The following is a 20,627-nucleotide window of genomic DNA, read 5'->3' on the forward strand; positions in this document are numbered from 1 at the left end:
GTGAAACACTGCTTTGAAGTCAATGGCGTAGAATATCCGGTATGGCTTGTACGCCACGAAGACGGATATCGCCTTCGCTTGGAGAATGAGGTGATTGCCTCACTGAGGTTCTCCCGCCAAACTGAGCGTCGCGGTACCCTCACTATAGCAGGTGAGCCCGAGCCAGTTAGATTCGTTGTTGATGGTGAGACTGTCCATTTGCATATGCGGGGCCTGGCGCGCAGTTTGCGTTATCGCGATCCCATGCGGGCCCCTGCTTCGGCTAGCCAGGAAACAAATCAGCTGATGGCCCGTGCGCCAATTCCTGGGATGGTGTTAACCATCAACATTGTGCCGGGACAGTCCGTGGCCGGCGGCGCAGCCTTGATGACTATCGAGAGCATGAAGTTGGAAACCATCATACGCGCTCCAAAGCATGGCGTCGTCAGCCGCATTCATTTCAAAGAAGGCGAAAGCTTCGAGCGTGACGCTGTACTTGTTAGCCTTGCAGAGGAAGGAATTTAGAATGCAGCGGATCGCCTCTCTGGTAGACCCGAGATCGGAAGGGTTTCGCGCCAACGAACTTCACAATAAGCGGCTTGCAACCGAGTTGAAGGCGCTCCAGCATGCCATCCGCTTCGACCGGCCAGCGCGAGAAATCGAGCGGCTGCAGCAACAGAACAAGATGTTCGTTCGTGATCGGATCGAGGCATTACTCGATCCTGATACGCCGTTCCTGGAGCTCTCGACGCTGGCTGGCAACAGGGCGTACGACGGTGAGGTGCCGAGTGCGGCCCAAGTCGTTGGCCTAGGAATCGTTGCTGGTCGCGAGGTTATCGTTCACGCGGATGATCCCAGTGTGAAAGGGGGGGCCTGGTATCCGCATTCGGTCAAGAAGATCGTGCGAGCTTTGGACATAGCGATCGAGAATCACCTGCCTGTGATTCATTTGTGTGATTGCGCTGGCGGTTTCCTACCGATGCAAGCCGAGTTTTTTGCGGATAAATACCATGCCGGACGAATCTTTCGGAACCAGTCCATACTCTCGAAGATGGGAGTGCCGCAGGTCGCTATCGCAATGGGTCATTGCACCGCGGGGGGCGCCTACGTTCCGGCACTCAGTGACTACAACATTATCGTCGAGGGCACGGGAGCGATTTTTCTCGGCGGCCCCCCGGTTGTCAAGGCTGCCACCGGCGCGGTAGTTACTGCCGAAGAGCTTGGTGGCGGCCGCGTGCACACCAGCGTATCGGGGACGTGCGACTATCTCGCCAGGTCCGAGGCACATGCGATTGCGATCGCTCGTGACCTCATCGCTCGCTTCCATCAGCCCGCGAAGACCCTGATCAACCGGGCCGCCCCGGAGCCGCCGGCCTACGACGTGTCAGAACTGTATGGTATCCTTCCAAGGGATCCACGCGCGCAGCTCGAGATGCGAGAGGTCATTGCCCGTCTGGTCGATGGCAGTCGCTTCCACGAATATCAGCCTTGCTACGGCGAGACTCTGGTGTGCGGCTTTGCACAGCTCCACGGCTATCAAATCGGTGTCCTGGCGAACAATGGTGTGCTCCTGAGCGAAAGCGCACTGAAAGGTGCTCATTTCATTCAGTTGTGCGACAAGAACCGAACACCCCTTCTCTTCCTGCAGAATACCACCGGTTTCATGGTTGGCCGAGACTACGAAAGGCGAGGCATAACCAAGGATGGCGCTAAGTTGATCATGGCGGTGGCTGGAGCGTCTGTGCCCAAATTCACGCTCATTTGCAGCAGCTCCCATGGAGCCGGCACCTACGCTATGGCAGGACGGGCCTTTGACCCACGCTTTTTGTTTTCCTGGCCGAACTCTCAGATCTCAGCAATGGGCGCCGAACAAGCGGTGGGCGTGCTCACACATGTCAAGGCAAAGCAATTGGCGTGCCGGGGTAGGCGACTTTCGGAAGAGGAGCTGACGGCCATTCGTCAGCCCATTGTGGAAGAGTATCGGGAGCGGTCGAACGCCTACTATGCGACATCCGAAATATGGGACGACGGAATTCTTGATCCGGTGGACACCAGGACCGCCCTTGCTATCGTTCTTAGCGCCTCGCTCAATGCGCCCATCGCGGCGCCCCATTACGGCGTCTTCAGAATGTAGTGGCGGCACCGGAGATCGAGATCAGATGAAGGCAAGACACGATGTTCCTCCGCTACACCAGAGCCGGCGTGCCATTCGCATTCCCAGACGCGCGGCCAAAGCGCCGTGCTCGCTCCCACTCACGAAGGAGGCCCTGCGTCGGAGAGCTCCACACACACCGTCGGCGTATAATCCGCAAGACTTGGGTCTGGGCGCACTTTAAGGGATTAGGTATGGCGTTGCGCCCGGCTCGACGGCAGAGCGAACACTCACCAGGCTTAATCAGCCACGAACCTCGACTTGAGTCGGCTTCGCACGGCCCAGTTTGAAACGGCTTCCTCCCATATGTCGGGATTCTACGGCGCACGCCTCGATCGTGTTGTTCGTCTCTGGCGCCTGCAGGCTGGCTTGTGCCCAACCCTGATGCAGACGTAGAGCCCAAAGCACTCGTGCAGCCGACTACGACATCGCGCGAAGCTCAACAGTCAAGGAATCTGCGTCTATGCTGTGCCCAAAATGTCACTCGAATAAATGGTGCCAAAGCGCCTTGCACGATCCCTGGACTGGCCGACCGGTGAGGGCGTGTAGTGCTTGCGGCGAGCATGCCGATTACGACTGCCCGCGGCGCAACAAAGCGATTGCGCTCATCGCCGGCGCGTTATCGGATGACCTCAACAAAGAACATCAGGGCAGTCCGCGAGTGGCTGCGGAGAACATCTTGGATGCTCTCGAGAAAGCCGGCCTGACAGTCGCTCGCACTGAGACGATATGGACACGTCTTTGGCGGAGTTAAGTTCCCTCCCCGCCCGTCAGGGAGCTTGCTGCTCCGATTGACGTCGGCCTGCAGCCGTAGCGCTGATGGCTCTTGCCTTCAGACCTGGATCGTCATTAGGAGAGCTGCACTGCGCTCTAGTGATAAGTGAGTGCGATGGTGGAATTTCCGCGGCCCGATACAGCTTATTCGCGTCACCTCAAACGCGACACCAATGCCTACTACGTCGAATTTGAAGCGTCGTTCGGCGACTCAACGATCGCGCCGGTCGCCCAAGTGGAGAGGCGCTCAACGCTTCACTGAGCTCGACGCAGGCCAGGCATTGTAGGTCCCGATGTCATTCTCGAAATTGGCTGATCGGAACGATCGCCATCGTGCGATGGTATTGAGGTACATCGCCGCTTCGCCTTCCCGACTGTCAATTCGCGTGATCCTTCTACATGTCTGTGGTTGGCGTCGGCAGATGATTGTCGCTTTGCGAGCGTGAACGACCGTCCGGCAGAATAAGCCGCTAGAACGCCATCGCAGGGCTTGAAACGCACGTTGCGTCAGGTTGTAGCCTGTACGCTATCGTGGCGCCAACCTCGATCTATTTGGCCCCGACGGTACTAGCGCGATTGGGCTTATAAAGAGCAGCATAGAGGAAGGTCCCGTGTGCATCGACTTCTGACTTATGACGCGAGCGGCAGGACACTGGGCGGACGGTACGCCGCGCAAGAACGAAACGGCCGCAGCCGAAGACACCGTCTTTCCCTGCGGCTGCGATGGCCTGGAATCCGGCGAATAGATGTATTTGTCGTGAGTTCCTGAGGGAGGTTCGGCTTTTTGTCGCGAGATGAAGGGCCGATGGCACCCTTCGTCCACCCGACTACCAGATCACCCACCAACTTCCGCGACCAGCAGCAACCAAGATTGGGGCTCGCACTCACCATGGACTCCCTCAAGTCTAGCATTGGGAAAGTCGCCACCGGCGCCGGATTGACCCACGAAGAAGCAGCATCGGCATTCCAAATAATCATGTCTGGCGAGGCCACGCCTTCACAGCTTGGTGGGCTCCTGATGGCGCTGCGGGTGCGGGGCGAAACCGTCGAGGAGATCACGGGAGCGGTTTCGGCCATGCGCAGCAAGATGCTCCGGGTGAGCGCGCCCGCCGAGGCAATCGACATTGTCGGCACCGGAGGGGATGGTTCTGGCACCGTGAACGTGTCCACATGTGCCGCTTTCATTGTCGCAGGCGCTGGCGTTCCAGTTGCAAAACATTGCAACGGAGCGGCCTCCTCGCGCTCAGGTTCCGCCGACGTCCTCGCGTCGCTCGGCGTGAAGCTTGATCTGGATCCTGATCGCGTTGGCCGGTGTGTGCGCGAAGCTGGAATTGGATTTATGTATTCGCCCATCCATCATCCCGTGATGAAGCACGTCCGCTCGACACGGGCCGAGCTTGCGACTCGTACCATCTTCAATATGCTGGGCCCGCTAGCCAATCCGGCAGGGATCACGCGGCAGCTTGTGGGGGTTTTTTCGCGACGGTGGGTGCAGCCTTTCGCGGAAGTGTTGAAGACTCTTGGCGCTGAGTCGGCCTGGGTCGTGCATGGTTTGGATGGGCTCGACGAGCTCACTCTTACCGGTCCTACTCTAGTCGCCGCACTTAGCGAGGGCAGTATCCGCACATTCGAGGTGACGCCGGAGGAAGCAGGCCTCACTCGTTGTGGCGGAGAAAGTCTAAAGGGCGGCGATGCCGACGCTGGCGCAGTGGCGCTACAACGCGTGCTGGAAGGCATACGAGGCCCGTATCGGGACATCGCGATTTTCAACGCCGCAGCAGGGCTGGTGGTCGCCGGCCACGTCAAGACCCTAAAGGAGGCCGTCGCCATTGGAGAGCAATCACTCGATACGGGCGCCGCAGCGGCCCGACTGAAGCGTCTGATCGAAGTGTCAAACGCTTGACGACGGGATAGCCAATGTCGGACTTTCTGAGCAGGATCGAGGCCTATAAGCGCGAGGAGATCATCTACGCCAAGGGAGCAGTTCCGCTATCAGAGGTCGAGGCGCTCGCACGGCGTGCTCCGGCGCCACGCGGATTTGTCAGCGCGATCCGCAACAAGCATGTTGCGCGCGAGTACGCACTAATTGCCGAGATAAAGAGGGCATCCCCCTCTAGAGGCCTCATTCGCGCCGACTTCGATCCGTCCTTGCTGGCGAAAGCCTATGAAGCCGGCGGAGCAGCCTGCCTCTCGGTCCTGACGGATGGGAAGTCCTTTCAGGGACATCTCGATTTTATGATGGCAGCGCGAGCTGCAACAAGTCTGCCGATACTGCGAAAGGACTTCATCTTCGATACCTATCAGGTAATCGAAGCGCGCGCCTATGGATCTGATTGCATCCTGATCATCATGGCGGCTCTCGACGACGGCGCTGCCCGCGATATCGAAGCCGCCGCACACTCATATGGTATGGACGTCCTAATCGAGATCCATGATCGGGAGGAGCTCGAGCGCGCGCTAAGGCTTCATTCGCCCATGATTGGCATTAACAACCGTAACTTGCGTACCTTTGTGACAACCCTAGCGATCACAGAAGCGCTGGCGCCGCTGGTTCCACGAGACCGTTTAACCGTCTGCGAAAGCGGCATCTTTGCGAATTCCGATCTGCAGCGGCTCTCACGGGTAGGCGTCTCAACTTTCCTCGTCGGCGAGAGTTTGATGCGACAGTCCGATGTCACGGCAGCAACCCTTGCGCTGCTATCGCAGCGGCCTGCCGTTAGGCCCGGAACGCATTGATGCACGCAGAATCCTCCGCTCCGACTCGATTAGCTCCCGTTCGGCAAGACCGGCATCGGCCTATGCGCGTGGCAGCAATCGCCTCGGCCTACATTGACGGTCCGGCCAACTCTTTCGAAACGTATCGCAATGATCATCGAATACTCACGTAAACGTGGCCTACACCTGCACGATCCCTTCGATTTCCGTAAGCTTAAGCTCGTATTCAAGGCTGAAGCGCCTGTAGGATCGCCTGCTTTAAGAGGGATTGTCATCGCGGACAGGGACAATGCACTGGTACCTGTTGATCTTATTCCCGTTCTGCCAGGCACCCCGCATGACGATAACTCCTGGGCAACAGCTTACCGAAAGATGGTTGAATTGGCCCGCGAGCTAAACTGGATCGATGTCGACGCAAACGCAATTCGCGTGCACATCGAGAAAAAATTCTGATTATGGACGCCCCACTCCCGTAGCGAGGCGGCCGGTCCAGTAGACGTTACCCCCGGGTTGCCGCAGGTATCTGCCGCCGGCCGTCATCGGGGAGCAAGGGGATTGGTCTGGTGGCGTTCCAAATCGGATTTTGAATGGCTTGGCGTAGCGGCCCCGCGACCGCCTGGGAGCCGCTCCTCAATCAACCGATGACAACGCAATCGAACTCCACGACCCAGGATCTGACTTTCCATTTGGCCACGTCGGAACGACGACGATGTCAACGACGAAAACGGCGAGCGACTGATGATAAATCTTAGCACTCTGGTTGAGAGCAACGCGGCGTTCGAGGCCGACAAAGCCGCAATCCATTTTGAGGGGACCACGTTGACCTATGGCGCTCTCTTCGGCCGTATCGAACAGGCCGCGCGAGCCTTGAAAGTCCGGCTCGGCGTCGAGAGAGGTGACCGCATTGCGATCCTTAGCCTCAATCGGCCTGACTATCTCGTTCTGCTGTATGCCTGCGCCCGGCTCGGCGCAATTCTCGTACCGTTAAATTGGCGGCTTGCGATCGCCGAGCAGCTCTTCATCCTGTCCGATGCTGGTATCAAAGTCCTTGTGCTTGAACCGGCCTTTGAGAGACTCCTCCCGACGCTAGCGGAGCAGTTGCCCTCGGCAACCATTATAGGATTCGACTTTGACCCAGTCGGCGGAAGCAAATGGTGTGAGCTGCTCGAGGAAGCGCGCGGTGATGACCGCAACGCGTATGTCGATCTGTCCTGCCCACTCCTGATCGTCTATACGTCGGGAACTACGGGACGACCCAAGGGCGCTGTGCTGCGCCAGGAAGCCTTGCTTTGGAATGGCGTCATGAGTCGGCACATGCATGGGCTCGGCCCCAGCGATCATATCCTGTCCGTGTTGCCTTTGTTTCACGTCGGCGGCCTCAACATTCTGACCACGCCAGCGCTGCATTACGGCGCAACCGTGACGCTCCACGGGCGGTTTACGCCAGAGGCAACGCTTGCAGCGTTTGAGCGCGATCAACCCACTTTAACTGTATTGGTGCCAGCGACGATCCAAGCTCTGGCCGGTCATCCCGGGTGGCCGATGGTCAACGTATCCTCACTGAAGGCCATCTCCACCGGCTCAACCATGGTGCCAAGGCACGTCATCAAACAATTGGCCGAACGCGGCGTAACGGTGCTGCAGGTTTATGGCTCGACGGAAACCAGTCCAATTGCTCTCTATACACGGCGAGGCGGCGATCTCACACGTGATGGTTCGACCGGACTGCCGGGCCTGTGCTGCGAAGTGGCAATCATGAATGATGCCGGCGATAGGCTGCCGCCAGGCACTGCAGGCGAGATTGCAGTACGCGGGCCCAATCTCTTCTCTGAATATTGGAACAACCAACATGCAACCCGCGAGGTTTTGCGCAACGGCTGGTATTATACTGGCGATGTCGGTCGCCACGATACGGATGGATATTTTTGGGTACTAGATCGCAAGAAGAATATGATCATTTCCGGCGGAGAAAACATTTATCCGGCGGAGGTAGAGCGGGTGCTTACGGGACACCCCGATGTCGCGGAGTGCGCCGTTATCGGCCGGCCCGACCCTCGTTGGGAGGAAGTGCCCGTCGCCTATGTAGTCAAGCAGCGCGGGGCCCGGATTGAGGCGGACCTGCTGATCGCCTTTGTGAAGGCGCAGCTCGCAGGCTTTAAGGCGCCACGCGAAATCATCTTTACAGATGGGTTGCCGAAGACGGAGTTGGGCAAAATCCAGCATTTCAAGTTGAAGGAGCTCGATGCCCGCACAAGCAGTCAAATCTAGGCAGATTGAATGTATAGGATTGGACACCAACGGTAGTATCTACCTTTCAAGCCCGACTTGGCTACTCAAGCCATCATCGCCTCCAATCTGCTTCTGGCCTTTTTGTGTCACACAAGATCGCAGTAATCGGTTCGGAGTTGTCGACTAAAACAGGTAGTCGTCCGTATGAATCAAGAACCTCGGACGAGCCGAGCCAGGAGAGAAACTTGGGCGCAACACCAGTTTCCCCCACGGCGAGGCCCGGAAGTGATAGCCAGCACTCGAGGACCGCGTCGATGGCGTCTCCTTCGCGATACCATCGTTAATTGCCCGTGCCGCACTCGATCTGATCTGGCGATGACCGGCTCGACAGTGGCCCCCGCGGAGCGCGCTTGGTTTGGTGGTGTAACCCGCCATTTCTGTCCGAGATGAACGCCCTTAGCGTGTAATGCGGGGAAGTCGCAGCGACAGCCTGGTCGAGCCCCTTGCGCTCGATGCTGTTTGATGACCACCTCCATCTGGAGGATGACGGTTACAAGTGTGTGATCGTTAAGCCGTTGCAGAGCATCGTCTTCACATGGGCCACGAATTGCCCGTCTTGGCGTGAACCAGCGTGTTGCCGACCTAAACTTCGGCGCCAAACGTAAGGTCGTAACCGGTATGCGCTCCCACATCCGCAGTGATCAGCGGGCGCGTGCGTAGCGTCGGCATCCAGTATTGGCGCAGCGCCTCGACGGCCGCTGGAATATCGAGGTGGGCGTTGCGGAGAAAGTCCTCGATTTCGCGGCCGCTTCGCGGCGGTCCGAGCAGCGGACCACCCGATCGTCACGACAGTGCAGCAGGACGGGCAGCAGCAGGCCGTGATTGACGTCGCTGGTGTCCAGCAACGGCGCCCACGCCGACAGCCTGAGCCGCATCGCGACATAGAAGCCCTGGCACCAGGGACGCGCATCGATATCGCCATTGGCTTCGCGCCGGTGCATCGGCGCGAACTGGCGAGGCATGGTCGAAAGGGTCTGGCGGATCTCGTTATGATGCAGCGCGACGGCGGAAATCGCCGCGAACTCCGGGGTGCCGCCGTGGTTGAAAGCATCGGCATCGATGGCGAGCAGCGGGCAGATCCAGTCGAGCGGGCTCGTCGACACCGGTCCGGTCCCGATCGCGGCGACGTAACCGTCGAGCATGGGGAGATTGGTGGCGGCGGGATGCCGATCGACGCGAGCCTGGAGCCATCGCTCGAGGTCCGTAAGCCGTATCGCGGCGGCGGCCATCGACGACGATGCGACGTGGGCTCACGCGGCTGCCTGCGCAGTGCGCTGGCGGGCAGCCTTCCAGTTCCAGGCAAGCAGCTCGTGGAGCTGATGGCTCTTGGTGCGCCCGGAGACGATGCGCTCCAGCACGTCGGTCAGATTAGCCCTGCGGATCGAGCTCATGGAGCTTTGCGGTGTTCACGATTGACGCCAGGATCGCCCAGCTCTCGGCACCGCCTTCGCTGCCGCTGAACAACGAGTTGCGCCTCCCCATGGCAATCGGGCGTATGGAACGCTCGACCGTATTGCTGTCGACCTCGACGCGGCCGTCGCGGAGAAACAACGTCAACCCGTCCCAGTGGTTGAGCGCGTAGTTGATGGCCTCCGTCAGCTTCGACTGGGAGAAGAGCTGGTCGACCATGGCGGTCAGCCGTGCCCTGAGCGCCGCCATCAACGGAGCGGCCCCGGTGCGGCGGGCGGCCAGCCGTTGCTCGGCACCGCTGCCGCGGATCTCGGCTTCGAGCGCATAGACCACCAGCAGGCGTTCGATCACCTCGCGCGCGAACGGCGACTGCGTCATTTTGAACACCTCGACGAATTTGCGCCGGGCATGGGCGAGACAAAAGGCGAGCTGGATCGCGCCGCCATGACCGCGGGCGAGCGCCTTGTAGGCGGCATAACCGTCCACCTGCAGAATGCCGGAAAAATCCGTCAATTGTCTGGCGATCTCCTCGGTGCCGCGGCCGTCGGCGAACACGTAGGCGACCGCCGGCGGCGAAGGGCCACCCCATGGCCGGTCATCCATGGCATGCGCCCAGAACTGGCAGATGCGAGTGCGATGTCGTCCGGGATCGAGCACCGGCATCGGAGTCTCGTCGCCGAACACGCGCGGCGAGGCCTGGATTGTGCGCAGCTGGAGCTCATAGAGGCTCTTGAGCCACCAGGCCGCAACGCTTCACCCAGCCGGCAAGCGTCGATCGGTCAAGATGGATGCCCTGGCCGGCCAAAATCTGCACCTGCCGGTACAGCGGCAAATACCAGGCGAACTTGGAGACCACCACGTGAGTCACGAGCGCGGTTGAGGCCATGCCGCTCTCGATCAGGCGCGGCAGCACCTTCGCTTGGACCACACCATCGGTGCAGCCGCGGCAGCCATATTTGGGACGGATCGTCCGCAGCACCCGCAGCATCGCCGGGATCACGTCCAGCACCTCGCTGACGTCCTCGCCGATCTTGTGGAGCTGGCCCTGGCAGCACGGGCAGGCGGTCGCCTCCGGCTCCAGCACCTGCTCGCAGCGCGGCAGGTGCTTGGGCAGCGCGCCGATGTTGCGGCGCGCCTTCTTGCGTAGCTTATCAGACGGCTTCGCCGCAGGCGGGGTGGCGCCGGTCTCAAGGTCGTCAAGCTCAAGCGCGAGTTGCTCGGCCACGAGCGTGGCAAGCCGCTCCGAGCGCTTCCCGAAGATCATCTCCTTGAGCGTCTGCATCGCCCCGCGCAGCTTCTCGTTCTCGACGTCAAGCGCGAGCACCATCTCGGTCAGAGCCGCCGGATCGGTCGGGAGAGCATCGGGGCGAATCGCCATGATCGAACGATACATGCGCCCACTCCATGCTCCAGCGAAATCATCACCTCTCAGCCAACAACGGCCGGCTGCTTCGCAGGCTTGGGAGAGACACGCGTCCGCTCGAGTCCCTCGAGCAGCATCGCGAGCTGCGTCGCACTTAGATGCACCACACCGTCGCGGATCGGCGGCCAGGTGAAATGCCTCTGGTGCAACCACTTCGTCACCAGCACCATGCCGCTGCCGTCCCACGCTAAAAGCTTCACTCTGTCCATGCGTTTGCTGCGGAACACGAAGACGTCGCCACAATACGGGTTCGCACGCAGCGCTTCGCTCACCAGCGCCGACAGCGTGTGCACCGACGTGCGGAAATCGACCCGCTGTGTCGCCAGCACCACCTTGAGGCCAGACCGCAGCGCAATCAACGGATGCCCCGAAGCGCCGACAGCACCGTCAAAAGCGTCGCCAGCTCCACGCCCGGCTCAACCCGGATGCGCGCCCCACTCAGTTCGATTTCGATCACTCCGCAGTCCTTCGCCGGCGGCGCGGCGATCTCCAAAGGCCTCGTCTGTGCTGGCGAACTGCGCTCGGCCTCGCCGGCCGTCTCGCCGTCGCTCTCGGCCCCAATTTGGATCGGCACGAAGCTCGACGCCTTGCCGGCTACCACCGTCGCAACCTGGCGTCGCCACACCGTGAGCAGTCCGCGGGAAACGCCATTGCGTCGCGCCACCTCGGAGATGTTCGCACCTTCCTCAAAGCTCTCCGCCGCGATCCGGGCCTTCTCCTCGCCCGTCCATCGTCGCCGCCGGCGCTCCCCGGTGATTACCTCGACGCGACGATAAGAATCGCCTTCCTGTCTGACATCAAGCATGGCATTTGCCATCGTTCCACTTCCAGCGAACCGCTCATGCCAGGCTGTATTGCGCGCAAGCCGACGGATGGCTAGGTGGGGGCGTCATGCCGCTTACGTAAGGTCGGTGTGTCCTGCTCTTTCAACAGATCCCACCTCCAGCCCGTGCAAAGTAGACTTTCGGTCCAAGTTGGTGCTGGTTCTGCTGAAGCAGGCGTCGCGCACGCGCCAGTATACACTCCAACGCCTTCGATCCTGTTGAGTCCAGGAAATTGACTGCAAGGCGCACTAGGGGCTTGAATCGTACGTGGCGTCAAATTGTACGATCTAAGACAACGAGGCGGTGGTGCATCACCACACCAACTCCAGCTAGGCCGCGGCTTAGGGTTCAGGGGCTCACTTCTCGACGGAGTGCCGGGAGAACGGATGAGATTCGGCACCACGAGGATGATTGGTCGGAAACTGCTTGAGCGAAGGATAGAGGATTGTACTGGACAGCGCGAGGATGATCGATACGGCCCCAGTCTTTGAACGAGAGACTTCGCCCGACAAGACCTGCGGACCCATTCGTTCGTGGCTGACATACATCGATAGCGCCATCAAAGGGGTCCGCCAGCTTGGAACGTCGCTCGTTGAAGAACTGGATCTCTGGATCCTTTTGCAACGGAGCTGTGTGATGCGGAAGATAATAGCTTCTGAGCTCAAGACGACGGACAGCGAACGCGTCTTGGTCGTTCAGATCAGTTGAGTTTCGTCCTGCTCACAGCATCGAGATAGCCCACCCGCACGGGTGACTTCAGCTCACCTTCGCTGGCGCCTGACCCGATGCGCTCGACCCCACTAAGACTGCTTAGTTCGAACATCCCAGCCCGCCAGCTTTCGGCGCCGTTGGCGCGCCACTCGCGCAAAACTCTTCACCGGAGAACGAAAGACAATCATGACAGACGCAAAAATACCGAGCCTGCTGTCATTGCTTACTCCGATCGCTCGCGAATTGGACGCTCTCCCGGCGGGCCGGCCAGCGCCGGCTGCTTGTTTGATGAGGCTAAATGCAAATGAGAATCCATTTCCGTTGCCAAGCATTGTGATGCGAAGTGCAATTGCAGCGCTAGAGCGGCAATACCTGTATCCAGAGCATGACAATATCACCTTGAGGGAAGCAGCGGCCGCCGCCTATGGCATGTCCGCGGATCGCGTCATGGCTGGTAATGGATCATCTGAACTTCTTAGCCTGATTTATAGAGCTTTTCTCGCTCCGGGTGACAGCATCGCAATGTTGTCGCCGGGGTTCTCGTTCAACCGTAAGCTAGCCTCGTTACAAGGGGCGCAGTTTATTGAAGTCCGCGGCAACGAACTTGACAGCCTGCCGATCGACAGCTTTCTCTTCGGACCTGCAAGACATGCCAAATTCATTCTGTTGGCAAATCCGAACAATCCGACGGGTGCCTTCGTGCCAGTCGCTGAGATCGAGCGCCTCGTAGCGAAGTATGACCGATTGGTCGTGCTGGACGAGGCGTATATCGACTTCGCGCCTGAGAACGGGCTGCACCTGGTGAACCGATATTCAAATCTTCTGATTCTGCGTACGTTCTCCAAGAGCTATGCAACCGCAGGCATTCGCATTGGCTTCGCGTTCGGACATCCCGAGCTGATTGGGAGGCTTCGTAACATCCAGAATATGTTCAACATGAATGTGATTGGGCACGCCGTTGGCATGAGCGTCCTTTCCAATCGTCGCGCTTATGACGAGAACCACAGCCACATCAAGCATGAACGGCAGCGAGTCTCGGGCGCGCTCTCCGAGTTCGGGTTCTCTGTAATACCCTCGCACGCGAATTTTCTCCTCGCCCGTGTGCCTGCGGGTCGGGACGGCAAATGGTGGCAGAGCGCTTTGGAGCGTCAGGGGATCCTTGTCGCCTTCTTTCCGGATGACGGTCTAGAAGATTGTATTCGCGTTAGCATCGGTACAAGGAACCAGATGGACCCATTTCTTGAGGCTGTCGACAAGATTCGTCGGGGAGCAGACAGCTCTTAAGTCCGGCATGTTCATCCAACCGTCGGGCACGTGAGCAAGAAGGTTTGGCGCGCCCGCCCGGCTCCTCGCCAGGCCGCCTCTTCGATCTGCTGTCGGACGTACACTCTGGATCCGCAGAGCTATCGCCGCAGGCGGCATGAACTCGGCCCTTCAAAAGCAACGCATTCGCCAAGCCGCTTCAGCTTTCGACAGTCAGCGGTCCTCAACCTCACACACCGGAGATAGTCTAGTGACTAACATCCTTGATTCAAATCTGACTTGCGGCATCTTCGATCATTTTGATGAAGATGGGCGCAGTATTGCCGATCAATATGCAGACCGTCTGGTCTTGGCCGAGACCTACGATCGCCTCGGATTCTATGCGTATCATCTCGCGGAGCATCACTGTACACCCCATGGACGAAGCCCCTCGCCCAACCTGTTTTTATCCAGCGTGATACAGCGCACCCAGCGGCTTCGCGTCGGCCAATTGGTCATGCTGCTCAACCTCTATCACCCGCTGCGTGCGTTCGAGGAGATCTGCATGTTGGATCACTTGAGTAATGGCAGACTTGAAGTGGGTATTGGGCGTGGCTCCCTCCCGATGGAACTAACTTATTTCGGGGTGGACGCGGATGTGGCTCCCAGTCGTTACGAAGAAGCTTCCCAAATCCTTCTTAATGCGATGGATGGCGGAGTTCTAAACTATCGGGGGCAGCATTTTGTCCTCGACGGTGTTCCTCTGACCCTTTCGCCCCACCAGCGTCCGCACCCTCCGACATGGGTCGCTACAAATCGGCCAGAGTCCGCCAGTTGGGCAGCAGCAAATGGCGCAAACCTTGCGTGCGTGGGGCCGTCTTCTGTTGTACGCAAAGTCAGCGACGTGTTTCGCGCTCATGAGAAAACCAAGCGCCTGGCTGAAGGTAGGGACCGGTTTATTGCTTTGCTCCGCATGATCGTGATTGGTCGCTCTGAAGCAGAGGCCTATTCGCTCGCCGCACCAGCTTACGAACGCTGGCTCACCAGCTTTAAGTTCTTATACGAGTTGAACGACCTATCCCTGCCCGCCAATCTTCCTCCGACTTTCGAGGCCGCAATCGAAAGTGAACTGTGCGTCGTAGGAACGCAAGCTTCTGTGCGGCAGACCCTTCTTCATCATCTGGAAGAGGCCGGTGCCAACTATCTTCTTTGCCAGCCCGCATTTGGAAACCTGCCTGTCGACGCAGCCGTTAACACGGCAGCTGCGATCCACTCTGAATTCATCGCCCCAGAGAGGTGATTGGTTTCGAGATCCACTCAAAACAACTATTTGCGTGAGATGCTCGATGAGCTCCAATGTGCTGCAGAGCACAGCACACCCCCAAACTGGGTCGGCCCGGCAGTGACAGACCGATCTCCTGGGTTCTCTGCGGCGCGTTCGAGAGGAGGCCGATATTCTAAGGCCTCTTCGTCATCCGTGTGGATTGGATTTCACGACTTCGAATGCCTACTCTCGGCAAATGACAGCATGGTGGCGGCGAGTGCTTAACGAGATCCGATTCGACTGGCATTCTTCGACCCCAGCTAATGTCATCGCCGGCGTGTTAGGCACCTCCTTAGGCTGTCTGCGTTCCGATATCTTTTGTTCGCAACGGCAAAACTGTTGCGCCGCCCCGCGTCCGCGAGTTGTCTTCCAGCATCCTATTCATGCCTACGCGCAGCTTCCGCCGGTTCTGCCTCGCGCACGAAGACAACCGCAAGCCCGAGGCCGACAAGGCCAATCAGTATGGACGCCCCGGCAAGGGATTTAACCCCGTTGGTTTCGACGATAATTCCGCCGAAAAACGCGCCGATAGCGATGCCTGCAAGGATGGTCGAGCTGTTCATCGCCAGGACTAGCCTCGACCTTTCCCCGGCTAAACCGAGGAGTCGGTGTTGGATGGGGACAAGATACATGTAACTCACGTTCCCCCACAGAAAGGCGATGAGCAGCGTGAGGAAACCGTGTCGCCCGAATGCAACTATTCCTACCAGTAAAATTAATTGTGCGGTGACTGCCCCGATGAGGACCTTGTAGGAGCCCAAGCGATCGGTCAGAACGCCGCAGGCCTCGTTTCCGATCAACGCTTCGAAACCATAAGCAAAGAGCGCGGATGAGAGCAGCGGGACTCCGTGAAGCAGTGAACCCGGCCCGCTACTCGTCTGAAAATCAGCGAGACGCGTCGATCGAAGATCAGTTGCGGCTCTGCCGCCTCCACGCCGAGAAGCAAGGTTGGACGGCGGTCGACAGCTACACGGACCGAGCGATCTCCGGTGTATCGCTTCTTCGCCCTGGTATCCAGGAACTGATCAGCGACGCTATGCGGGGGAAGTTTGCGGTGGTGCTTGCCGAGGCGATGGACCGCTCAGCCGCGATCAGGAGGACATTGCCGGGCTATTTAAGCGCATGGCCTTCGCTGGCGTACGGATCGTCACCCTTTCGGAGGGAGACGTCACGCATCTCCACGTCGGGCTGAAGGGCACGATGAACGCCTTGTTCCTGAAGGACCTCGGACAAGACGCGGCGAGGTCTGCGCGGCCACGTCGCGGACGGCAAGTCGGGCGGCGGGCTGTGCATCGGTTATGACGTCGTCAAGCAATTCGCCGCTAATGGCGAGCCGATCCGAGGTGACCGCGCCATCAACGAGACCGAAGCAGCTGTTATCCGCCGCATCTTTGCAGACTACCTAAGGCGCATCGCCAAGCAGGCGGCGATGATGGCGGGTCGTTATGCCCATGCCAAACAGTTCAAGCGCCATCTAAGTCGCCTGTGAAAAAGCGCCCAAACCGTTGAATACGAGTCGTTTTTTCGGGGCGGCGCTGGTTTGGACTTGCAAGCTTTCGAGGGTTAACGCCTCGAAAGCTTGCAAATCCATTTTGAAGATTTCCTCGAATCGGCAGTCGTGATTCCTTGGTCGCACCGGAGGGGAACGATGCGACCCAAGAAGCCGGAGACGACGGAAGGCGATCTGTTTCGCGCCAGGCTCGATCAGATCATCAATCTGAAGCACGAGCTGGTGCAGCTCGGTACCAGGATCGACTGGGACTGGATCGATCGCGAGATCGCACCCCTCTACAGCGAGAAAGGCCGACCGGGGATCGAGAGCCGTTTCGTCATTGGGCTGCTGTTGCTGAAACATCTACGGCTCATCCGACGAGGGCGTCTGCCAGCGCTGGGTCTACGACCCGTATTTCCAGCACTTCACCGGGTTTGAGTTTTTCCAGCACGAGTTTCCGCACGAACGAAGCGACCTCAGTCATTGGCGCAAGCGGCTCCCCACAGCCCCAAAATGATTGCAATAAGCGGCGCTTCGTTTCCGCCGAAGCTGGCGATGACAGCCTTCATAATCCGTATCGGGGTCGAGCCGCTTAAGTGCCAAGGATGGCCTGCCTTACCCCGGCTCGCAAATCCGGCTTCGCTGCAACAACCTATGTACGCCGTCACGCTTCGCTCGGTAGTGCTCGCGCAAGCGTGTTATGTGCGAGTCGAGCGCGCTCGATTGCAACAATCCCAAAACGACATTACTGAGAACGGGACTTACGCCACCGTCGCGTTTGAGGTGTGCAAGCCCGTTGATGATGTCAGACTCCGCAAGCACCCAGCCCATCCGAAGTCCCGGTCCGGCAATTTTTGAGATGCTATGGACATTGACCACGTTGTTGCCCGGCGCCAACCAATGCGCTGGACCGTTATAAGGCAACTCAGAATACACAAGATCCTGCACCAAGAGAGCGCCACTGCGGGCTAGCAGTGCCGCCAGTTTGGCCACATAGTCGTATGACATCTGGTGCCCGGTTGGATTATGAAATGCCGGCATCGTGTAAAAAAGCTTCACCCGGGTGCTGGTCTGCAGGATTGCCTCCACCTCGTTCAGATCCACACCCTCTGCGGCCATACCTAGCTGGACTACGGTTGCGCCCGCGATCGAAAACATACGCAGTGCACCCAAGTAAGAGGGGTCCTCCGTCAGGACGACGTCACCGGGGTCAATCCAGCCATCGGCAAGCAATTGCAGGGCCTGTGAAGCCCCTCCCGTCAGCATAACTTGGTCACGCCCCACACCGTACCTCAGTGCCAGCTTTGTACGAAGTTCGGGCAAGCCCGCCGAGTCCGTATACTGCGGCAGATCGGCGGGAGCCACGCCTGTCCGTCCGTCGAACGCGTCAGGCCACGGCAGTTCTGCAAACATTACCGGGTCGGGCAGCGCGTAACCGAAATTGATACCCTTCCTGGCACTTGAGGCGTCGAACGGCGCAAAACCTCGAGCGAGAGCGCTCCGTTTTGAAACGCGCATATTCATGGCTTCGTCATTCGGACCTTCATGATTGTCAAATTTTTCCTTAGCGAAAGCGCTTTTTGTACTCCAAGGCAAAGCTTGCAGGTATTGGCGCGCCAAAACGGGGCAGGTCCACCGATGCTTTTGGCTGGGCTGCTACAGCTGACCTCTCGAGGGACGGCGCCCACGCCTCGCCAATGTAGTGTCGGCCGTAGCCCATCGCGAGCTCAGTTATTACGGGATAGATTAAGCTCAGGAACAGCGAGATCTGGACAGAATTCCATGTCCCATTCTCTGCATTTGCGAAGCCAACTAGCTCGAAATATCTGTCGATGATATCAAGGGCATCCCAGAAGCGAAGGGCGGTGACCGCGGCGGCGTAATCATCAGCGAAGCGGCGGCATTTCGGGGAGAGTTCGGTGCTCTCTGCGGTGCCTGCGCTTTCTGCATATCGCCGCAATGCATCCTCCCATACCCGAATGCGTGAGGCTGCCGACATGAGCACATCGAGATCGAAATGGTTTGCGTCGGTTCCAAACGGCTTGGCCACCCGTGCCAGCGCATAACGGAGTACGTTTGGGCCCACCGCGCGCGCCACCTCATCGGCCCAGAGAGCATGATCACGACTGGTGGACAACTTCTCGCCCTCAAGCTTGTAGAAATCTTGGACGGAGTTGTTTTTTGGAATTGGATATCCATAGCTGAGGAAGCTGATTGAAAGCGCAGCTCGGCGTATTCCGCCGCGGTCTCGTTACGGTGCACGATGATTTCGCAGGACCTGCTCGGCTTCGCAACGGCGCGCAACAAGGGAACGTGCAATAACCGCTTGAACATCCGGCGCGACGCGTTGGAGGCGTCCGTACTGAGCGGTCTCCGCACGCATCTCATGGAACCCGAGCTGTTTAAGGAATTCTGCCAAGAGTTTACCCGGGAAGTGAATCGACTCAGGATCGAGCGCGGAGCCGATATCAAGGCGCAAAGGCGCGAACTCGAGCGTACCGACCGCGAGCTGGATAAAGCGGTTCAAGCTATCCTTGATGGCGTTCGGGGAGTGAAGCTGAAGGACAAGATTGGCGTTCTGGAAGCCCGGAAGGTCGAGTTAATAGACCTCCTGGCGAACGCGGCGGAGCCGCCGCCCCTCCTTCACCCGAATATGGCGGAGATCTACCGTCAACGCGTGGCCGCCCTGTACGAGAGCCTGCAAGGTGAAGGCGGGAGAGCCGAAGCGGCGGAGGTTTTGCGCGCGTTGGTCGATCAGGTAACACTTGTCCCCGATGGCGAAGAGCTGGCGATCGTATTGCGCGGCGACCTGGCCGCGATCCTGCGCTTTGCGGCGGGCAAGAAAAACCCCGACTTCCTTTCGGAAGCCGGGGCTCTGGATGGGCTTGCTATCGCAAGCATCGGTGGTTGCGGGGAGGCCCAACATCCGATTATTGCGATTGATTAAACAAATCAAATGATCTGTGATCTTGATCTGAGGCCGGACCTGACTCGATCTGGAGGAAATACGCAGTGGCAGGTCAATATCCGCCGCTCCAATCGATGCCCGAACAAGGTTAGCTCGGGGGTACCTGTGATTGCTGCCGACGGTCTGGTGAATTGGACAAGGCTATCGAAAGGCATCGAGCCAGAATTCGGCGGTTTTCTGGGATGTTCATCATCGTCGTGTGGTCACCCGGAACGGACACGGCGTGAATGGCTTCAGCACGCAAAACCCTGTCCCACCCCCGCAACGGCGAACTTGCTCCCTGACCCATTGAACCTCGTCCACGACGGCTGCGGGCAGGTCCGTTGACATAAAACTGGTTGATCTCGATTCCAAGAGGTGGAGCTTCATACAAGTCCAGTGCCCTTTGGAACTGCGCTGCCTTTTCATACGTCAGAAGAAGGCTTTCTAGATCACGATCCAGAGGTATCGCCCCAATTTGCTGTGCCTTTTGAATCAGTTGGCCAATCGAGCTGTTTGCAGCAAATCGTTCTAAAACCTGGAAGCTGTCATCGTCTAAGAATTCCAAAGAATCCAGTAGCACTTCCCGTACCATCTGGGTCAGCGATAAGCTTCGTCGATTTGCAGATAACGCAGTATCCATGAAGGCCATGAACGACACAGCTTCATCCAGATTCAGTAACTGCTGCGCAATCGCGTAAGCCAAGATTGCCCCTGATGAGTATCCAGCAAAGCGATACGGTCCACGTGACTGGATCTCTCTAACTACCAGCATTACTTCCGCGGCTATCGCCTCAAGAGTTAGTGGACGTTCGTCGTCGAAATGCGGCCATGGCAAAGCATAGACCGGACAGTCGACGTCCATTTCCTTCACAAGGGGGAGGACATAGGAACAATCGCCCAATCCTGTGGGAACAAAGAAGAGCGGTGGCTGTGATCCCGTTTCCAGAACGGAAATCACTTGCGGACTGCTGGGCTGTCGCTTCAGATGAATCTTCGATGCGAGCTCCCTCAGAACAGGGGCTTGGAAGAGATCGGCGGCGGTAAAGTTGAACCCGGCATCGAGCGCTCGACTGAGCAGCTGCACCGCCAATAGCGAGTGCCCGCCCAGTTCGAAGAAGTCGTCGTGGCGTCCGACCCGCTCCACACCCAGAAGCTCGGCCCAGATCTGTGCCAACGTGATCTCGATCTCGCCTTGCGGCGGCTCATAGGCGCGAGGCGCATACGCCTCATCGTCCGGCGCAGCCAGCGCCTTGCGGTCCAGCTTGCCATTCACCGTCAGCGGCAGCGCCGCCAGCCGCACGAACGCCGATGGCACCATGTACTCCGGCAGGTGTGCACTTAT

General features: G+C 58.7%; 17 protein-coding genes and 3 pseudogenes. 12 read left to right on the top strand and 8 right to left on the bottom strand.

Annotation, left to right across the window (positions count from 1 at the left end; genetic code table 11):
• From GPL20_RS40215 to GPL20_RS35295, 6 genes are all read left to right on the top strand, one after another.
• On the top strand, positions 1-504 hold the full coding sequence (locus tag GPL20_RS40215; RefSeq protein WP_157336787.1) for a biotin/lipoyl-containing protein: 504 nt from the start codon (positions 1-3) through the stop codon (positions 502-504).
• Between the two features lies 1 nt (position 505).
• Positions 506-2,113, top strand: a complete 1,608-nt coding sequence (locus tag GPL20_RS35275) for an acyl-CoA carboxylase subunit beta (protein WP_157336789.1) — start codon at positions 506-508, stop codon at positions 2,111-2,113.
• A 1,681-nt stretch (positions 2,114-3,794) separates the two neighbouring features.
• On the top strand, positions 3,795-4,808 hold the full coding sequence (gene trpD / locus GPL20_RS35280) for an anthranilate phosphoribosyltransferase (protein WP_157336805.1): 1,014 nt from the start codon (positions 3,795-3,797) through the stop codon (positions 4,806-4,808).
• A 14-nt stretch (positions 4,809-4,822) separates the two neighbouring features.
• Complete coding sequence (gene trpC, locus GPL20_RS35285; RefSeq protein WP_157336791.1) at positions 4,823-5,641, top strand: indole-3-glycerol phosphate synthase TrpC; 819 nt, start codon at positions 4,823-4,825, stop codon at positions 5,639-5,641.
• A gap of 129 nt (positions 5,642-5,770) precedes the next feature.
• The gene (locus tag GPL20_RS35290; RefSeq protein ID WP_157336793.1) at positions 5,771-6,073 is read left to right on the top strand and encodes a hypothetical protein; all 303 of its coding nucleotides are present in this window, start codon (positions 5,771-5,773) and stop codon (positions 6,071-6,073) included.
• Between the two features lie 288 nt (positions 6,074-6,361).
• Positions 6,362-7,888 (top strand): class I adenylate-forming enzyme family protein, encoded by a 1,527-nt coding sequence (locus GPL20_RS35295; RefSeq protein WP_254126018.1) that lies wholly within the window; start codon positions 6,362-6,364, stop codon positions 7,886-7,888.
• Positions 7,889-8,550: 662 nt separating this feature from the next.
• Here the strand turns inward: GPL20_RS35295 and GPL20_RS35300 are convergent.
• The 4 genes and pseudogenes from GPL20_RS35300 to tnpA form a co-directional block, all read right to left on the bottom strand.
• Positions 8,551-9,138 carry a UPF0149 family protein gene (locus tag GPL20_RS35300; RefSeq protein ID WP_246251203.1) on the bottom strand — a complete coding sequence of 196 codons (588 nt, stop codon included), beginning with the start codon at positions 9,136-9,138 and terminating at the stop codon, positions 8,551-8,553.
• A 21-nt stretch (positions 9,139-9,159) separates the two neighbouring features.
• Positions 9,160-10,697 (bottom strand): annotated as a pseudogene (tnpC, locus tag GPL20_RS35305) (IS66 family transposase).
• A gap of 50 nt (positions 10,698-10,747) precedes the next feature.
• On the bottom strand, positions 10,748-11,101 hold the full coding sequence (gene tnpB, locus GPL20_RS35310) for an IS66 family insertion sequence element accessory protein TnpB (RefSeq protein WP_157336797.1): 354 nt from the start codon (positions 11,099-11,101) through the stop codon (positions 10,748-10,750).
• Positions 11,098-11,559 carry an IS66-like element accessory protein TnpA gene (tnpA, locus tag GPL20_RS35315; RefSeq protein WP_157336798.1) on the bottom strand — a complete coding sequence of 154 codons (462 nt, stop codon included), beginning with the start codon at positions 11,557-11,559 and terminating at the stop codon, positions 11,098-11,100. Before tnpA ends, tnpB begins: the two co-directional genes overlap by 4 nt.
• Positions 11,560-12,031: 472 nt before the next feature.
• On the opposite strand from tnpA, the gene GPL20_RS35320 reads away from it, so the two are divergent.
• The 3 genes from GPL20_RS35320 to GPL20_RS35330 all read left to right on the top strand — a co-directional run bounded on the left by GPL20_RS35320 (position 12,032) and on the right by GPL20_RS35330 (position 14,819).
• Positions 12,032-12,274: a hypothetical protein gene (locus GPL20_RS35320; RefSeq protein WP_157336799.1), complete on the top strand. Its 243-nt coding sequence runs from the start codon at positions 12,032-12,034 to the stop codon at positions 12,272-12,274.
• Between the two features lie 189 nt (positions 12,275-12,463).
• On the top strand, positions 12,464-13,561 hold the full coding sequence (gene hisC, locus GPL20_RS35325; protein WP_157336800.1) for a histidinol-phosphate transaminase: 1,098 nt from the start codon (positions 12,464-12,466) through the stop codon (positions 13,559-13,561).
• A gap of 229 nt (positions 13,562-13,790) precedes the next feature.
• The gene (locus tag GPL20_RS35330; protein WP_254126002.1) at positions 13,791-14,819 is read left to right on the top strand and encodes an LLM class flavin-dependent oxidoreductase; all 1,029 of its coding nucleotides are present in this window, start codon (positions 13,791-13,793) and stop codon (positions 14,817-14,819) included.
• 401 nt (positions 14,820-15,220) lie between these two features.
• On the opposite strand, the gene GPL20_RS35335 is transcribed toward GPL20_RS35330, so the two are convergent.
• Complete coding sequence (locus GPL20_RS35335; protein WP_246251205.1) at positions 15,221-15,643, bottom strand: MFS transporter; 423 nt, start codon at positions 15,641-15,643, stop codon at positions 15,221-15,223.
• 29 nt (positions 15,644-15,672) lie between these two features.
• Here GPL20_RS35335 and GPL20_RS40350 point away from each other — a divergent pair.
• Both GPL20_RS40350 and GPL20_RS35345 read left to right on the top strand, forming a co-directional pair.
• Positions 15,673-16,245 (top strand): annotated as a pseudogene (locus GPL20_RS40350) (recombinase family protein); the annotation flags it as partial.
• A 246-nt stretch (positions 16,246-16,491) separates the two neighbouring features.
• Positions 16,492-16,834: pseudogene (locus GPL20_RS35345) on the top strand (transposase); the annotation flags it as partial.
• Between the two features lie 116 nt (positions 16,835-16,950).
• Here the strand turns inward: GPL20_RS35345 and GPL20_RS35350 are convergent.
• The gene (locus tag GPL20_RS35350) at positions 16,951-17,955 is read right to left on the bottom strand and encodes an aminotransferase-like domain-containing protein (RefSeq protein ID WP_246251207.1); all 1,005 of its coding nucleotides are present in this window, start codon (positions 17,953-17,955) and stop codon (positions 16,951-16,953) included.
• Positions 17,900-18,571, bottom strand: coding sequence for a class I tRNA ligase family protein (locus GPL20_RS35355; RefSeq protein WP_347340052.1), 672 nt, complete (start codon positions 18,569-18,571; stop codon positions 17,900-17,902). The genes GPL20_RS35350 and GPL20_RS35355 overlap by 56 nt, the downstream gene beginning before the upstream one ends.
• Before the next feature lie 27 nt (positions 18,572-18,598).
• Here GPL20_RS35355 and GPL20_RS35360 point away from each other — a divergent pair, with 27 nt between their 5' ends.
• On the top strand, positions 18,599-19,282 hold the full coding sequence (locus GPL20_RS35360; RefSeq protein ID WP_205751231.1) for a hypothetical protein: 684 nt from the start codon (positions 18,599-18,601) through the stop codon (positions 19,280-19,282).
• A 109-nt stretch (positions 19,283-19,391) separates the two neighbouring features.
• Here the strand turns inward: GPL20_RS35360 and GPL20_RS40035 are convergent.
• A partial coding sequence (locus tag GPL20_RS40035; RefSeq protein WP_283812247.1) for a thioesterase domain-containing protein occupies positions 19,392-20,627 on the bottom strand: 1,236 nt, incomplete at its 5' end.

It is taken from the genome of Bradyrhizobium cajani, from assembly GCF_009759665.1.
Classification (GTDB): domain Bacteria; phylum Pseudomonadota; class Alphaproteobacteria; order Rhizobiales; family Xanthobacteraceae; genus Bradyrhizobium; species Bradyrhizobium cajani.

Excerpts from the sequence above, each read along its gene's own strand:
- GPL20_RS35275 (WP_157336789.1), top strand. The coding sequence starts at position 506 with ATGCAGCGGATCGCCTCTCTGGTAGACCCGAGATCGGAAGGGTTTCGC.
- trpD (WP_157336805.1), top strand. The coding sequence starts at position 3,795 with ATGGACTCCCTCAAGTCTAGCATTGGGAAAGTCGCCACCGGCGCCGGA.
- trpC (WP_157336791.1), top strand. The coding sequence starts at position 4,823 with ATGTCGGACTTTCTGAGCAGGATCGAGGCCTATAAGCGCGAGGAGATC.
- GPL20_RS35290 (WP_157336793.1), top strand. The coding sequence starts at position 5,771 with ATGATCATCGAATACTCACGTAAACGTGGCCTACACCTGCACGATCCC.
- GPL20_RS35300 (WP_246251203.1), bottom strand. The coding sequence starts at position 9,138 with ATGGCCGCCGCCGCGATACGGCTTACGGACCTCGAGCGATGGCTCCAG.
- tnpA (WP_157336798.1), bottom strand. The coding sequence starts at position 11,559 with ATGGCAAATGCCATGCTTGATGTCAGACAGGAAGGCGATTCTTATCGT.
- GPL20_RS35320 (WP_157336799.1), top strand. The coding sequence starts at position 12,032 with ATGATCGATACGGCCCCAGTCTTTGAACGAGAGACTTCGCCCGACAAG.
- hisC (WP_157336800.1), top strand. The coding sequence starts at position 12,464 with ATGACAGACGCAAAAATACCGAGCCTGCTGTCATTGCTTACTCCGATC.
- GPL20_RS35360 (WP_205751231.1), top strand. The coding sequence starts at position 18,599 with ATGATTTCGCAGGACCTGCTCGGCTTCGCAACGGCGCGCAACAAGGGA.